Source organism: Oceanospirillum sp. (genome assembly GCF_048265165.1).
In the GTDB taxonomy this organism is placed as follows: Bacteria; Pseudomonadota; Gammaproteobacteria; order Pseudomonadales; family Halomonadaceae; genus Oceanospirillum.
In genome coordinates this window covers 235,464-250,770 of record NZ_JBLXCD010000004.1, presented here as the reverse complement: position 1 = coordinate 250,770, position 15,307 = coordinate 235,464, and the positions used below count along the sequence as shown (strand labels likewise).

13 protein-coding genes are annotated in these 15,307 nt (G+C 47.3%); 1 reads left to right on the top strand and 12 read right to left on the bottom strand.

The window, feature by feature from the left end; genetic code table 11:
• Window positions 1-18: 18 nt before the first annotated feature.
• Both ACN0R8_RS10700 and ACN0R8_RS10695 read right to left on the bottom strand, forming a co-directional pair.
• A complete protein-coding gene (locus tag ACN0R8_RS10700) occupies window positions 19-2,757 on the bottom strand; it encodes an EAL domain-containing protein (protein WP_417597231.1) in 2,739 nt (912 codons plus the stop codon).
• A 645-nt stretch (window positions 2,758-3,402) separates the two neighbouring features.
• Window positions 3,403-4,050: a DsbA family protein gene (locus ACN0R8_RS10695; protein WP_417597229.1), complete on the bottom strand. Its 648-nt coding sequence runs from the start codon at window positions 4,048-4,050 to the stop codon at window positions 3,403-3,405.
• A gap of 151 nt (window positions 4,051-4,201) precedes the next feature.
• Between ACN0R8_RS10695 and ACN0R8_RS10690 the strand changes: the two genes are divergently transcribed.
• Entirely contained in the window at window positions 4,202-4,909 is a 708-nt protein-coding gene (locus ACN0R8_RS10690; RefSeq protein WP_417597227.1) for a 16S rRNA (uracil(1498)-N(3))-methyltransferase, read from the top strand.
• Window positions 4,910-5,018: 109 nt separating this feature from the next.
• Here ACN0R8_RS10690 and hemH read toward each other — a convergent pair whose 3' ends face one another.
• The 10 genes from hemH to ispD all read right to left on the bottom strand — a co-directional run bounded on the left by hemH (window position 5,019) and on the right by ispD (window position 15,290).
• The gene (gene hemH, locus ACN0R8_RS10685; protein ID WP_417597225.1) at window positions 5,019-6,059 is read right to left on the bottom strand and encodes a ferrochelatase; all 1,041 of its coding nucleotides are present in this window, start codon (window positions 6,057-6,059) and stop codon (window positions 5,019-5,021) included.
• 183 nt (window positions 6,060-6,242) lie between these two features.
• Window positions 6,243-6,527 carry a DUF6482 family protein gene (locus ACN0R8_RS10680; RefSeq protein ID WP_417597223.1) on the bottom strand — a complete coding sequence of 95 codons (285 nt, stop codon included), beginning with the start codon at window positions 6,525-6,527 and terminating at the stop codon, window positions 6,243-6,245.
• 150 nt (window positions 6,528-6,677) lie between these two features.
• Entirely contained in the window at window positions 6,678-8,468 is a 1,791-nt protein-coding gene (locus tag ACN0R8_RS10675) for a GGDEF domain-containing protein (RefSeq protein WP_417597221.1), read from the bottom strand.
• 249 nt (window positions 8,469-8,717) lie between these two features.
• A complete protein-coding gene (gene rpoS, locus ACN0R8_RS10670) occupies window positions 8,718-9,695 on the bottom strand; it encodes an RNA polymerase sigma factor RpoS (protein WP_417597219.1) in 978 nt (325 codons plus the stop codon).
• A 498-nt stretch (window positions 9,696-10,193) separates the two neighbouring features.
• The gene (locus ACN0R8_RS10665; RefSeq protein WP_417597217.1) at window positions 10,194-11,210 is read right to left on the bottom strand and encodes a DUF368 domain-containing protein; all 1,017 of its coding nucleotides are present in this window, start codon (window positions 11,208-11,210) and stop codon (window positions 10,194-10,196) included.
• Between the two features lie 43 nt (window positions 11,211-11,253).
• A complete protein-coding gene (locus tag ACN0R8_RS10660; protein ID WP_417597215.1) occupies window positions 11,254-11,952 on the bottom strand; it encodes a protein-L-isoaspartate(D-aspartate) O-methyltransferase in 699 nt (232 codons plus the stop codon).
• A gap of 9 nt (window positions 11,953-11,961) precedes the next feature.
• Window positions 11,962-12,732 carry a 5'/3'-nucleotidase SurE gene (gene surE, locus ACN0R8_RS10655; protein ID WP_417597213.1) on the bottom strand — a complete coding sequence of 257 codons (771 nt, stop codon included), beginning with the start codon at window positions 12,730-12,732 and terminating at the stop codon, window positions 11,962-11,964.
• Window positions 12,733-12,820: 88 nt separating this feature from the next.
• Window positions 12,821-13,963: a tRNA pseudouridine(13) synthase TruD gene (truD, locus tag ACN0R8_RS10650; RefSeq protein ID WP_417597211.1), complete on the bottom strand. Its 1,143-nt coding sequence runs from the start codon at window positions 13,961-13,963 to the stop codon at window positions 12,821-12,823.
• 59 nt (window positions 13,964-14,022) lie between these two features.
• Entirely contained in the window at window positions 14,023-14,499 is a 477-nt protein-coding gene (ispF, locus tag ACN0R8_RS10645; RefSeq protein WP_417597210.1) for a 2-C-methyl-D-erythritol 2,4-cyclodiphosphate synthase, read from the bottom strand.
• Between the two features lie 29 nt (window positions 14,500-14,528).
• Window positions 14,529-15,290, bottom strand: a complete 762-nt coding sequence (gene ispD, locus ACN0R8_RS10640; protein WP_417597208.1) for a 2-C-methyl-D-erythritol 4-phosphate cytidylyltransferase — start codon at window positions 15,288-15,290, stop codon at window positions 14,529-14,531.
• Window positions 15,291-15,307 lie beyond the last annotated feature (17 nt).

Sequence of the window (15,307 nt, the reverse complement as noted above, 5' to 3'; positions counted from 1 at the left end):
TGAGGATGACGTTGTAAGCTAATGTGATTTAATCTCAGTGCCAGCCGAGTCAGCAGGTTGCGGCAAAATACCAAATGATTCCACATCGTGCACAAAAGCACTGAAATCTGTAGCCATCATGGGCTTAGCAAAGAGGTAACCCTGGCCTTCATCACACCCTCTTTCCCTTAACCAGTCAAACTGGGCAAAGGTCTCAATCCCTTCAGCGATCACAGGTATGTTAAGGTTCTTGCCCAACTGCAAAGCAGCAGCAACAACTGCTTCATTTTGCCCCTGTGAGCCAGATGAAAGAAGTGTATCCCGCACAAACTCCTGAGCCAGCTTCAGCCGACCGATTGGCAGCCGCTGCAGATACAGCAATGATGAATAGCCAGTACCAAAGTCATCAATAGAAAATCGAATACCCAAAGCACGAAGTCGATTCATCACTAGTTCTGCCTGACGAATATCCTGGACCAATACGGTTTCTGTAATCTCAAGCTCCAGTAAACTCCCCGGAAGCTGATGCAGCTCCAAAGCATCTTTAACCTGTTCAAAAAAACCCTGCGCCAATAGCTGCAAAGAAGAAATATTAACGCCAATACCACCAAAACTGACGCCCTGGTCTAACCAGCTTCTTGCCTGGCGACAGGATTCATATAAAACCCAACGTCCGACCTGATGAATCAGGCCTCGTTCTTCTGCAAGAGGAATAAAGACTGCCGGAGGAATTACCCCACGGTCTGGGTGCTGCCAGCGAAGCAAAGCTTCGCAACCAATCACAGCCTGTCGTTGCAATGCAACCTGCGGCTGGAATACCAGAAAAAGCTCACCATTATACGGAGCCTTCTCAAGATCTTTAGCCAGCAAGGTGTTTTCATAAATACGCTGACTCATACGGTTTTCATGAAAGCGGTAGCTACCCTGCTGCTCACGCTTTACTTCTGATAAAGCGATATCTGCATACTCCATCGCCTGCTCAATCGTTGCGGTTCCCTCAGTCCAGTAAGAGATCCCCATGCTGGCAGAGATTCTGAGGTCATGGCCATCCAATACCATTGGCTGAATTAGCTCTTTCTGAAGATGTTCGGCCCAACCTATGACTTCAATATTACTAGCAGGAGTATCCAGCAAGACAGCAAACTCATCGCCATCCAAGCGACCAAGAAAGCCTGAAGGAGGCAAAGCAGCTTTAATCAACTCTGCAACACGGCAAAGAAGCATATCTCCTACCCGGTGCCCTAGTGAATCATTAACCTGCTTAAAGCGATCCAGATCGACGAGCATAACGGCAAATGGCTCTCCCTGAGTGTTCAGCTTATGCACAGCCCTTTGCAGGATAAGTTTGAACCGCTCACGATTGGCAACACCCGTCAACTGATCGAAATAAGCCAGGCGTCGCACTTCATCCTCGGAACGCTTGCTTTCAGTGATATCCGTGATAGAGCCACAAAGACGAATTGCGCGACCTGCCGGGTTCCACTGTGCCTGACCACGCATCCTGACCCACAACCAGTTCTCCTGCTGCCCACGCACACGATAACGAATATCCAGTAATTCATGGTTTTTAACATGTTCCCGCACGGCGGAGCGGACCTTCTGCCGGTCTTTTGGATGAATACGTTCCAGCCAGGTTTCTGTGCCATGCCACTCTAAGCCATCGTCAGGGGCCCTGTATCCCAGAATTTCAAGAAAACGAGGAGCTAAATAAAGTGCATCAGTTGCGGTATTCCAGTCCCAGATACCATCATTGGTACCTCGTATCGCCAATTCGAACCTCTCTTCACTTATTCTCAGGGCTGCCTCAACATCCTGCCTCTGAGCCACCTCACGGCGCAAACGCCGGATAGAGAAAGAACCGAATAACAGCAGAGCAATAATTAAAAACGCAAAAATAATACTTCCGTAGCGATACACCAAATCTTTATTGATAACACCAGAAAGCTCCGGGTGTAGCCAGCGACGATGAATATCGTCTCGTTCATTACTACTGATGCTATAAAGGCCTTTTTCCAGGACATCGACCAGAAACGGTAGTTCTTTACGCACTCCAAAACGTACGGCATAACTGAAGTTTGTATCACCACTAACGTCCAGATTACTGATGCCTTCGCGTTTTATATGCCACCAAGCACTGGCCACCACTGAGATTGCAGCATCGACGTCGCCCGATGATAGCGCCAGCATCAGATCACGGGAGTTTTTTAATTCCAAAAGTTTAATATTCGGCTTAAAAATACGCAGATGTTCGGCAACAGCAGTTCCCTGAATAACCGCAACGGACTTACCGGATAAGTCATCCAGTGTTTTATAGCTCTGACTGGTTTTTCTTACGAAAATTTTATTGGACAAGAAAGTATAAGGTGAAGTGAATAACAGGTACTTTTGCCGCTCTGGCGTTGAGGAAGCAGCAAAAACGATATCCACTTCCCCTGCCTCAGCTCCTCTTAATAAATCACTATAAGAGGGGTAAAACTGAGTTTTGAAATCTAACGGTAACTTCTTTTCAAGCAACGACAGAAAGTCCATCGCAACTCCGTGATAATCGCCATTTCCATCCTGAGTCAACGTATGGGGAGGGACAAAAGCAATACCCACAGTGATCAAATTACCCCTTTGTTGCAGCCATTGACGTTCTGACTCTGTTAGCGTGATATGGGCATTAGCAGAACCATGAGCAAAGGTGGCTAAAGGTAGTATCAAAAGTAGTAAAAGTAGTAAAAGTTGTCCAACCGCCTTGAGTAGTTTCTCACGAAATAAACACCTCTGTGGATACATCTTGCCAACCTCGTCAGAAAAAACAAAGCATGTAAAACATTACAAAAACACACACAATAAAACCTTAGATACAATCATGCCTATATTATACCTTTAATGATTATCAAATAGCAAAGCTAAGAAAAATATAAAAAATGAGATCACTAAATAAAAAAACAATAATATATTACGGTTATAATGAAAATATAATACTCCCTATGACCACTCAGTTTAGCAGAGAATATAAAAACAAAATTAAGGAAAAGTTGGCCGATAACGCTAGATAGACCCTGAAAACTGCAACAATTAGCCAAAAAAAATGAGCCTATAAGATATAAAATATTCGAAATATTTAAATTTTCTAATACCTTAGTTTAACTCGTATCACCACCTATAAAATAAAAAATATAAGGCTATGGAAAAATAGCTGTATTTAGCTTTCCTGGTTGATAAGGCGATACCCAATGGGTAACCGTTTAGTACTCGATCTATTCTCTGTCAATGATTAATACTGATGAATTTTATTTCAGAGCTCCCCTCGCTATTACCAAGTGACTCAATAACAGCTGAGGACCTCTGAAAAAAGGAGCCAGGAAAAGCTACACAACAAGCTGTAAGCAGCCTGAAAACAGCCCGCTCTTAGGTCGGATGATTTGACGCATAAGCTTAAGCCGGACTCAACCGGGTCTGAATTTGTTGGATCATCACATCAGCATCTTTATAGTCCAAACCAATCTCTAACCACTGCCCCCCTTGCTTCAAAATCAAAGTCGGAAAGCTACGCACACCTAACTGATGATTAAACGCCAACTCCTCGTCCAGTGCTTTATTCGTCTTTTCACTGAGTAGTGCTTCCTCAAACGCTTTAGCATCCATACCAATTTTCTGGGCACAGGTAACCAGGGTATCCGTATCTGAAGGATTTTTTGCTTCAAGATAATAAGCCTGCTGAATGGCTGCAATCATTGCATCTTCTTTTTTCTCATGACGGGCAAGTACAAGCGCTCTGCAGGCTGGATAGGTCGAACGTCTAGGCTGACAGCACTGCCAGAAATCATGATTGAACGTGGTGCCAACTGTTGATTCAATCTTTCGCCATATCCCAGAGATCTGTTCTTTCTGAGAATCCGACATAGGCTCGTGACTATCAGGTGCCAGGCCCCCCGCAAGGGTGTAATAACCCAGTTGTGGGAAGGCTGCACGAATTTCAGCCAGTACAGGCTTAAATGCCCAGCACCAGCTGCACATCGGATCCATGACATAAACTAAAGCTGGCTTATCATCCTGAACCAGTTGCTGTAGATACTCACCCATAACGCTCTCTCTTTTATAATTATCTCTGGATACTTTCGCCTGTCAGTCAGGCCGGAATGCATCAGCGGTATTAACAGCCGCAGACCAGCAAACAGGCTTGCATTGACGGTTAAGCAGATTATGATGCCTGCTTCTAACGCAGGGTATGATGATGAATTTAATCTTACTATATGAGTCAGACTTTATCAGTGAAGATAAAGTTCTCCTGAATGATTACAGAGCACAACACATACAAAAGGTTCACCGGGCGAACATCGGCGATCAACTGAAGATTGGGCGCATAAACCAGTTGATGGGATCAGGGGTTGTTTTGCAATCAGATGAAAAGGGCGTTGTTCTGAGAACCACTTTTGATCAGCAACCGCCTGCCCCTTTACCACTGACACTGATACTGGCTTTGCCCCGCCCCCGTATGCTGGCCAGATCCCTGCAACATATCAGCACCCTGGGCGTGAAACGTCTGATTCTTCTGCACAGTCAACGGGTAGAAAAGAGCTACTGGATGTCACCGGAGGTCAGCCCGGAGAAGATTCACGACAACCTGATTCTGGGGCTTGAACAGGCTAAAGATACCGTGCTACCGGAGGTGCTTCTGGAGACTCAGTTTAAGCCCTTTGTCGAAGACCGTTTACCGGAAATAGTTACCGGAACCCGTGGTTTAGTAGCTCACCCTAGCAGCCCTGACGCCTGCCCCAGGGGGCTAGTTGAGGAAACAACCCTTGCAATAGGCCCTGAGGGAGGATTTATTCCTTACGAAGTGGAAAAACTGGCAGAGGCTGGCCTGCAACCTGTACATCTAGGTGATCGCATATTAAGGGTAGAGACAGCTGTTACCGCACTAATTTCCCGACTGTTCTGATTAAGCCCCCACCAGGCAAACTATAAGCCTGTGACGCAAGCCCTCAAAAAAAAGCTCCGATGCCCAATAGGCGACGGAGCTTTCTCTATATTCAGTCGTCAACAGAATTTTACACGGTGATCTTCTGCTGAATAAGATCAGCTAAAAAAGCGATGTGATCGTGTCTATCATTCAGCGCTGGAATATAACTCAGCAACTCCCCTCCAGCCGCACAAAAAATATCCCGGTTCTCCACCTGAATCTCTTCCAGAGTTTCCAGACAATCCGCCGCAAAAGCCGGACAGATTACATCAACCTGACGAATCTCTTTCCCCCACTGCTCCAGAGTCTTATCAGTATAAGGCTGAAGCCATTCCTCCCGGCCAAAACGGGACTGGAAGCTGCACAGCCACTCAGACTCTTTCAGGCCAAGCCTTGCAGCCAGCTGCTCAGCAGTATGATGACAATGCTGTGGATAAGGGTCCCCATTATCAGCATAACGTTTTGGAATACCGTGGAAGGAGATCAGCAGGCGTTCGCCCCTACCATACTCCTGCCAATGGTCTCTCACCGATTGCGCCAAAGCATCCAGGTATCCTTCACGGCGGTAATAGTCTCGGATAAAGCTGATACCAGGGAACTCAGGGCGTTTAGCAATCACCTTGGCAAGCTTATCAAACACAGCCCCAGTCGTTGTCGCTGAATACTGAGGGTAGAGCGGCAATACAATCACCTCTTCAACACCTTGGCTAACGAGGGAATCTAAACCTGTGGCCATGGAAGGGTTACCATAGGTCATCGCCAACTCAACAGGTATGTCAAAACCACGATGGTTAAGCTCTTTCTGAACAGCGAGCTGCTGCTGACGACTGATCGCCAGTAATGGTGAGCCACTATCGGTCCAGACCTCTGCATAAGCTTTAGCCACTCGCTTGGGGCGCACCTGAAGAATGACACCATGCAGGATAGGGCACCATAACCAGCGCGTCAGATCGACAACACGATGGTCGTGTAAGAACTCAGCGAGGTAACGCTTAACGGCCGCAGAAGTAGGAGCATCAGGTGTACCCAAATTAACCAGAAGTACACCCTGTGGAAGGTTTGAATCACTGCCTGCAGAAGACTCAGTGGCAGCTGAAGGCGCTTTCGCAGCCAAGATAGCATCGGACATCGTTATTCCCTGTATCAACACATAAACCCTGCTCTATTGCTCTTTCTGTAAGCTCTGTTCGTAGCCTAAGAAAGTTGCTCAGCATCTGAGGCTCTTATACGGTGCTGATATGATAACGTGTCCTGAGGAATAAAAAAAAATAGCTGAGGGGTTTATTTTGATACAGCCTCGAAATAAGAAGCCTCAAGCAATCTGCGCGCGCCACCCATGGCTTACTTCTGGCTGAGCAAGGGCTGAAAAGTGAGAGAGGATACGGCGTGACTTAACTCGCTCAACTCCGACTTGTTGCAACATATTGCGCGCTGATTCTTCATCACGAAAAACCAAAGGCTTATCTTTATGTCCATGCAGGCGGTGAGTTTCTTCGTTGTGGGAGATCTCCACTGTGAAGTAAACACCTTCATGGTGAGACTGAATTTGAATATCAGTCGCTGGATGCTGTTCCAGCAGATGGTGGAGTTCTGTCATTTTCATAATCATTATCTCGTTTCTGTCTTATCATTTTAGGGTTGGTTTTTTTACCAACAATCTTATTTTCGCTTTGCGTAAACATATTTATACCGGGGCTAAACGACAGTATTGCGACATATTTATGACAGTACCATGACAGCTCTTAGTTTATCTTGCACCTGATGCATACTCTTCCGATTCTGAAAACAGGTTCACAACAGACCCGGCCAGCTGAGCAACCAGGCTATTGCCTTTAGCGTGTTTAGCTTCATGCTTAATATGACTAAGTTGTCCGGCAACTTCTTTAGCCGAACTAAAGTCTGCTGAATCTGAATCAATTGCGGCAACGGAGATACTCATCAGGTCAAAAAAACGCTTCTCACCAAAGCGGTCTTCAGTCCAGATACCACCATCGCGCAAATGCTCTGCACTGTAGAAGTTAAGACGATGCTGGCTAAACTCATTTAAGATAGCCTGAACATAACTCTGCCAATCCGAGCTTTTGAAAACCACAACATAATCATCTCCCCCCACATGGCCGACAAAATCACGTTGTAAATGGCAGTGCTTTTTTAGAAGCAGAGACACGCTAAGCAAGATCTCATCACCTTTAGCGTAACCATATTGATCGTTGTAAGCCTTGAAGTTGTCTAGGTCGAAATAGCAGACCACAAAAGATGCCTGATTCTCAATTAACTGATCGATCCTTTCCTGAATCAACACATTCCCAGGGAGCCCGGTCAGAGGGTTTGAGCTCTGAGCACTCTTCAGCTGCATCTCTGTGATCTCTTTCAGCAGGTCAATGACCTGCCCAACACCGTAGTAATAGCTATTTCGGGTAATAATAAAGTCTTCTTCAAGCTGATGCCGGTTTCTTTGTGTCACCTGCTGGCTAACCGTTTCTAAGCGCATATGGTGCTCAACCGACATAAACTCCTTATCCAGAATCTGACTGACCGGTTTTTTACTGTACAGATCGCGACCAAAAGCTTTACTGAGTTTCTGCAGCAGCCTTGAACGCATGACAATCCCCACAGGCACCCCGGCAGATACCACAGGTACAGAGAACCAATGTTCATTCTGCTCGAAGATATCCACTACATCCTCCACCAATGTTTCAGGGGTCACGGGTGGAATATCAAGCTTTAAACGACCAATATGTCCATCATCCTTGCACATTTCTCTGCTCTCCTTGTTTTGCTTCAGGACCATCCTGGCTGGCCGGGAAACACTCCTGATCGGCTGGGGATGCGGCCGGGCAAAGTAATATCCCTGAAAGAAGTCAACACCAATATCTGTAAGAGTCTCAAACTCCTGGCGAGTCTCGATACCTTCTGCTACAACCTGACTATTCACCGCACGGGCAATCTCAAGTATGGAACGTACGAAATCCCGCTTCACCTTGTCACTCTCAATACCGGAAACAAAATGCCGGTCAATTTTCACATATTCAGGCTGTAACTCGGACCAGAGACGAAGGCTGGAATAGCCAGCTCCCAGATCATCCAGTGCGATGGAAAAGCCCTCTCCCTGATAGTGGCGAACAGCGCAACACATTAACTCGTAGTCATGGGTTGGAGAGTGCTCAGTAATTTCAATAACAACCTGGTCCGGCTGCAAACCATAGTTATTCAGCAGGTCTAATGTTAAACCTTTGTGATGGTCCGGCTGCAAAAGCGTCTCAGGCGTTACATTCAGAAAAAGTTTTCCCGGGAGCTGCTGGCGGGTAAAATTTTCAATGGCCCGACGCCGGCAGATACTTTCCAAAGCGAAGAGCTGGTGCTGCTGCTTGGCTTCTTCAAAAAGGCGTACCGGACTACAAAGATAGCTGTCAGAAGGACCGCGACTCAGAGCTTCATAAGCAAAAATAGATTCGCCACGGGCACCAATGATAGGCTGAAAAAGAGTGTTGATGGTCTGGCTCTCGATAATCTCGGTCAGCACGGAAGTATGGGGCATGGAACAGTCATCTCCGGTAAGGCGCACAGGGCGCGCGCCTCTGTTTATCACAAACAATTACACCAATGAAAAATGACAGAATTACTACAAAGCTACGTTATCTATGTAAATGATATAAAAGTTAGACTCCAGTCAATTCCCTTGCTTTATTTTATATTCCAAAAAATCATCACCCACAAAAAAGCCATGGCGAACTTTTAGGGTTCATTTCAAACCATGGCTTTTCTAAAAACTCACTCTACACAAGTGTTAGTCGGCAAAAACAGACTCAATTGATATGCCTTGCTTCTCCATCATACGGCGTAAGCGGCGCAGGGCTTCAACCTGAATCTGGCGGACTCGCTCCCGCGTTAAACCAATCTCTTCTCCCACCTGTTCAAGTGTGGAAGGCTCATGACCATGCAGACCAAAACGGCGAACAACGACTTCAGACTGCTTTTCAGTGAGTTCAGATAGCCAGAGATTCATATGCTGAGTAAAGTCATCTTTCTGCAGCATACTGGCAGGATCCATATCGTCAGCATCAGCGATAGTTTCCACCAGAGGCTTATCCATATCTCCACCAATGGGGTAATCCATTGATGTGACCCTTTCATTCAACCCCAGCATTTTCTCCACAGCCGCCACCGGACGATCCAGCGCCACAGCAATATCCTCAGGCGTCGCTTCATGATCCAATTTCTGAGTCAACTCACGGGCAGCTCTCAGGTACACATTAAGCTCTTTAACCACATGAATTGGCAGCCGAATGGTTCGGGTCTGATTCATCAGCGCACGCTCAATGGTCTGACGAATCCACCAGGTCGCATAAGTAGAGAAACGAAACCCTCGCTCAGGATCAAATTTTTCTACGGCTCTGATCAGGCCAAGGTTACCCTCTTCAATCAGATCCAGCAGAGACAAACCCCGATTAAGATACCGGCGGGCAATCTTCACAACCAAGCGAAGATTACTTTCAATCATGCGTCGACGCCCTGCTTCATCACCCTTGCGGGCAAGGCGACCAAAATAAACCTCTTCTTCCGGAGAAAGAAGTGGAGAGAACCCGATTTCATTAAGGTATAACTGAGTAGCATCCAGACTTTTTTCAGTTTTACCCTCTCGCTCCAGTGCCCGTTCAAAATCTGCCTCAGCCTGCTTTTCTATCGCTAAGGTATCGGAATGACTTGCTGTATCCGTTGTTACAGCGTTTTCTTCTGTTGCAAACTCATCGCTTAAAATCGTCATAGCAGTATTCCCATGTCCCGTAGTGAAGTCTTTTCGGAAAAAGCATATTCACTATTATTTTTATCAATACAGGCCTGTGACTGGGTGTTGTGACTGCTCTACTTCCGCTGTACTAATATCTATCACAACCGACCAAATTGGCCCTTGTTTCCTTACTTGAGCATATGCGCCCGGCAGATGATGAATTCTTATACAATCCGCAAAAAGCAGAATACAAGATCCACAAAGAACTCTAACCAATTGATTTATAAGCTATTATTTTTATTTGGCCAGATTCCAATGTTATATGATTTTGCAGATAATCAAGAAGAGCATCTGCAAATCCACACTTAAGACGCTATATCTTTCGCGGTAGGGCCTGCAACTGTTTTTTAAATTCTTTTAGGGAACAGTGATGAAAATTTTTCACAGAAGAGAGGAAAGCTGCCTGAATAAATATCAAACAGCCTTGGAGATCAGTAACATACGGAAACAAACAAAACACATCAATTGATTAATTTATTTATCCGTTTGCCGATAAAAAAACCAAACCAGAGCAAATCCAAGAATCATAAGAATCAACGCCGGCACCATTTGCGCGTTCATACCGGTTAACTGCTCATAGACAGAGGGTAAAAGATTGTCATGAGTAATTGGTGCCGCCCGACCATGACTGTCAATTTTATAAGAAACCACCTGACGCCATGGCCAGATCTGAGACAGTGATCCAATCAAAACTCCGGTAAGCAGTGCAAGCGTTGTCTGATAAAAACGGTGGAGCAACCAGCTAAGAATCTGAGAAAAAACCAGAATCCCTACCGCACAGCCACTTGCGAACCACAGCATGGTCATCAGTTCAAAGTTTTTCACCGCATGCATAACACCGCCATAAACCCCCATAATTAACAGCAGGAAGCTCCCGGAGATACCCGGAAGGATCATGGCACAGATAGCAATAGAGCCCGCCATAAAGATATGTAATGGATTGCCGGCATCAAGTGTTGGCATTAATTGATTAACCAGCAACATCAGGATCACACCAGCTAATAATGCGACGGTAGTTTTCCAGCTACGATCCGTAATCTCACCATAAATAACCAGTACAGAAGCACTTACTAAACCAAAAAAAAACGCAGACAGCAGCACAGGCTGCGCCTCCAGCAAGTAACTGATCACATGAGCCAACAGTAAAATGCTGCTGATAATGCCCGCCAGAAGGGTCAGTAAGAAGTTTCCATCTATTTTTTGCCAGACGGCCTTAAAACCCTCTTTACGCCAGGTCAGCAACAGACTTGGGTTAATACTGCGAATCGACTCAATCAGCTGCTCATAGATCCCTGAAATAAAGGCAACAGTACCTCCGGAAACCCCTGGAACCGCATCAGCTGCACCCATCGCCATACCTTTAATGAAAACCCGGATACCATACTGATGTTTTGCCACGGGGGAATGCTGATAACTCTCACCCTTTGATAGCTCGGACTGAGGTTGGTCGGAATGAGGCTGGTTTGGACCGGATGGCTTAGACGTGTTCAATCAGGATACTCCCTATACAAAAACAAGCGGTTCACGAGATGCGTTAAACAACACCTTGCTGCAGCGGTACGAAATGTACTGGCGCAATAACATCAGAGGTATGACCCGATTCATTCCGCGTCACACGTGTCAGAGACTGCTCTTCGCCTTCTCCTACCGGCAATATCATAACGCCGGTTTCACTCAGTTGGTCAACCAGCGTTGCAGGTACAGATGCCGGAGCAGCCGTAACCAGAATGGCATCAAAGGGGGCTTTTTCATTCCAGCCCTCATAGCCATCGGCATGGTGCAACTCGATATTGGACAGCTCTAATGCCTGAAATCGTTGCTTCGCTTTTGGCTGAAAACCACTAATACGTTCAAGGCTGATCACCTGCTTAAAAAGTGAAGACAGGATAGCGGTCTGATAGCCAGAGCCTGTGCCTATCTCCAGCACTTTGTCTGGGCGTTCGGGCATCTCCAGCAGTAATTCTGTCATTCTGGCCACTACCCAGGGCCGAGAGAGCGTCTGCTGATGGCCTATGGGTAAGGAGATATCTTCATATGCTCTGTGGGACAGTGCCTCATCCAGGAAAATATGACGGGGCACTCGCGCCATCAGAGTTAGTAACTCTTCATTCTCAATGCCCTGTTCCTGCAAACGCTCTATCATCCGGTTTCGGGTTCTCTGGGAGGTCATCCCAATACCCTTAAGATTCCACGGGCTGTTGGTCTGACCCTCAGTCACTCTATAATCTGTCATCAAGGTTCCTCAATCTGCCACCAACTCAGTGGCTGAGCTGACAGATGAAAGCCAGCTGGCCAGATTCTTTCTGGCGCGATCCTGAGTCAGGTCCACGTGTAAAGGCGTAATACTGATATAGCCTTCAGCGACTGCATAAAAATCCGTATCGGGCCCGGCATCACGAGTGCCACCGGCAGCAGGAATCCAGTACCTCTGCCTGCCTCGTGGGTCACAAACAGGCACAGGCTCACCAGCAGGATGGCGCTTCCCCAAACGGGTCAGACGAATACCCTTAACCTGATCATAGGGAAGATCAGGTACGTTAATATTAAGAATACTCCCCTCCGGTAAATCCAAGGTGTGGTAACCGCCTAATAACCGGGCCACAAACTCTGCAGCTGTTGCGAAGTATTTTTTTCCAGCCAGAGAAACGGCAATAGAAGGCACCCCCAAAAAACGGCCCTCCGTTGCAGCGGCTACAGTGCCGGAATAAAGCACATCATCCCCCAGGTTTGCACCGTGATTAATACCCGCAATAACCAGGTCTGCTTCAGACTGAAACAGTTGCGACAATCCCATATAGACACAATCCGTTGGTGTACCATCAATGCTGTGGAATCCACTTTCCATCGTCTCCGGACAAAGAGGACGGCTCAGGGTGAGTGAATTACTGGCACCGCTGCGATCACGGTCCGGTGCAACAACGGTAACCTTCGCAACGTCGTGCTGCAGACGTTCTGCCAAAACCCGCAGGCCTTCAGCGCGAACACCATCATCATTTGATAGCAGTAACTTCATTAGGTTATAGACCTCATCTGTGTATCGTTCTATTTCAACGCAGTACTGTCATTATACGGGTGTTACCTTAATCACTTTCAGATCAGCCTCAGCGATCCTCTGCTTCTGTAAAATGGCTATCCCAGCGTGCCACTTCACGCAACATCGATGTTGCAAAGGTGCCTACCGGCAATAAAAAGCTCAGGAGCAGGTCTGTTTGTCCTGCTTCACGCTCGGTTTCCCAATCCCAGTGCAACTGCTCAGGTATCAGTCGCAGGGCTCGTCGCTCCGGGCTCAAACCAGCACTTTCAATGCCTTCAGCCAGCGCTGTATAGCGTCCGGCTACATCTGTTTCAAGCTTACGGGCTACGGCTGTCACTTTCGGCTCCCCTGCTCCCCAGAGGGGGCCTGTTGGATGAATAACCCCATCCTGAAGCCGCTGTTGGACATCTGCATCACCAAGCTCAATAGCGAACTGGCTGCGACTACCAGAGAAAGTGGCCACATCACCTTCAAGCCAAGTTTGCCAGTTATTCTGCTCAATACGCTCAGCCAGTATTCGATTAAATAACCAACTACGCAGGGCAGACAACATCATGGCGTGACCATCCTTATCACGTTTGCTCAGTTTCAGAGACTGTCCGGCTTCCACCCGGGCAACAGCTTTAGTCAGATTGTTCCCGTTTCGACCAAAACGCTGCTCGCCAAAATAGTTCGGCACGCCCTGAATGGCGATTTTATCCAGCAGCTCTTCAGCTGCAGCCTGATCCCCTTTGAAGCCTCTCAAACGAATTGAAAATTTGTTAGCCCGATGAACACCTCGTTTGAGTTTTTTACGATGGCGGATCGCCTTAAGAATCTCGACACCTTCAACACAGAATGCGCTCCAGTCCGGTGATTCCAACCCTGGAATATGCACGCTGAACCATTGCAGTGTCACGGCATGGCGGTCTTTCATACCGGAATAAGAAACCGCGTTAAAACCGACATTAGCAAAGCGCGCCAGCTGACGAGCAACCCAATCCGTATTATTGCCACGTTTGCGAACCCAGAGAAAATGATGCTCCCCTTCGCCTTCCGGTTCAAAGCCCAGAATCTCCTCCACCTGGAAATCTTCAGGCTCTGCACGGAGCTGTGCTGTCGCTATAGGACCTCCCCAGGCATAGGGAAATTCAAGTGATAACGGGCATACCAAAATATCCTCGTCATAAGAGTTACTGTGGCTTACAGGTGCAGAAGAGGATTCAGACATTCAATCAGTTCCAATAAAAAGTTCAGAAGGGCTGACGCCCCATATTCTGTAAAACAGGCTTAAGATGCCGGCAGTAACAGAGCTACCGCATGAGCTGCAATACCTTCTTTACGGCCGGTGAAGCCAAGCTTTTCTGTTGTCGTTGCTTTAACATTTACAGCGGATATATCAACGCCCAGATCCTTGGCCAAATTCTTACACATCACACCAATATGCGGGGCCATCTTAGGAGCCTGGGCCACAAGAGTGCTATCGATATTTCCGACAACCCAGCCTTCCTGATGAAGTAGCTTCACAACATGACGCAATAAATTACGGCTATCAGCGCCTTCAAATTCAGGATCAGTATCCGGAAAGTGTTTGCCGATATCCCCTAGGCCTGCAGCACCCAAAAGTGCATCACACAGAGCATGGATCAGGACATCGCCATCAGAATGCGCCAGCAACCCCTGTTCATAAGGAATGCTCACTCCCCCTAAAACGACATGATCTCCGGGGCCAAACTTATGTACATCAAAACCATGACCGACTCGCATGATCTCTCCTTGGATGAATAGGAATAAAACTACGGGGCTGACCCGGCCTTATCTGCTTCGCTGTAATCAACCAGGCTCTGCTCTTGCTGAGCCTGGATAAAGAGCTCGGCAAAAGCCAAATCATCAGGGTGAGTCACCTTGATGTTGTCTCTGTGACCGGTAATCAGCTGTGGAGAGAACCCAAGCCATTCCAGCGCAGAAGCTTCGTCAGTAATCGTAGCGCCAGCAGCCAGGCCTTCTTCCAGTGCCTGATACAGTCTGCCAAAGCGGAACATCTGAGGGGTCAGCGCATGCCAGAGTGCGGTGCGGTCAACGGTTTCAGAAATAGACCCATCCGCACGACTCCGTTTCATGGTATCCGCTACCGGCAACGCAAGAATACCGCCAATATCCGAGCCTTTAAGACTCGCCACCAGATCTGCAATATCACTTACCCGTACACAAGGACGAGCCACATCGTGTACTAAGACCCAATCGTTTTCAGAGGCTTGGCTGGCAATCATTTTCAGGCCATTGAACACAGAATCTGCCCGTTCTTTACCACCGGGTACTTCACGCAGACTAATACCTTCCGGCCGTTGAACTGATGGCCAGTATGGGTCTTCCGGATTAAGACAGATCACAAACTCAGCATGGGGTAAAGCAACCGCCAGACGTTCAAGGGTGTGTTCAATAATAGGCCGGCCGTTTAAGAGCAGGTACTGTTTAGGTCGATCCGCCTGCATTCGGGAACCTACGCCCGCAGCTGGAATAATCAGCCATATTTTAGTCGCCACTTCAGGCTCACTCATGACGTAATCTGTCTTTG

Excerpts from the sequence above, each read along its gene's own strand:
- ACN0R8_RS10700 (WP_417597231.1), bottom strand. The coding sequence starts at position 2,757 with ATGTATCCACAGAGGTGTTTATTTCGTGAGAAACTACTCAAGGCGGTT.
- ACN0R8_RS10695 (WP_417597229.1), bottom strand. The coding sequence starts at position 4,050 with ATGGGTGAGTATCTACAGCAACTGGTTCAGGATGATAAGCCAGCTTTA.
- ACN0R8_RS10690 (WP_417597227.1), top strand. The coding sequence starts at position 4,202 with ATGAATTTAATCTTACTATATGAGTCAGACTTTATCAGTGAAGATAAA.
- hemH (WP_417597225.1), bottom strand. The coding sequence starts at position 6,059 with ATGTCCGATGCTATCTTGGCTGCGAAAGCGCCTTCAGCTGCCACTGAG.
- ACN0R8_RS10680 (WP_417597223.1), bottom strand. The coding sequence starts at position 6,527 with ATGACAGAACTCCACCATCTGCTGGAACAGCATCCAGCGACTGATATT.
- ACN0R8_RS10675 (WP_417597221.1), bottom strand. The coding sequence starts at position 8,468 with ATGCCCCATACTTCCGTGCTGACCGAGATTATCGAGAGCCAGACCATC.
- rpoS (WP_417597219.1), bottom strand. The coding sequence starts at position 9,695 with ATGACGATTTTAAGCGATGAGTTTGCAACAGAAGAAAACGCTGTAACA.
- ACN0R8_RS10660 (WP_417597215.1), bottom strand. The coding sequence starts at position 11,952 with ATGACAGATTATAGAGTGACTGAGGGTCAGACCAACAGCCCGTGGAAT.
- surE (WP_417597213.1), bottom strand. The coding sequence starts at position 12,732 with ATGAAGTTACTGCTATCAAATGATGATGGTGTTCGCGCTGAAGGCCTG.
- truD (WP_417597211.1), bottom strand. The coding sequence starts at position 13,963 with ATGTCTGAATCCTCTTCTGCACCTGTAAGCCACAGTAACTCTTATGAC.
- ispF (WP_417597210.1), bottom strand. The coding sequence starts at position 14,499 with ATGCGAGTCGGTCATGGTTTTGATGTACATAAGTTTGGCCCCGGAGAT.
- ispD (WP_417597208.1), bottom strand. The coding sequence starts at position 15,290 with ATGAGTGAGCCTGAAGTGGCGACTAAAATATGGCTGATTATTCCAGCT.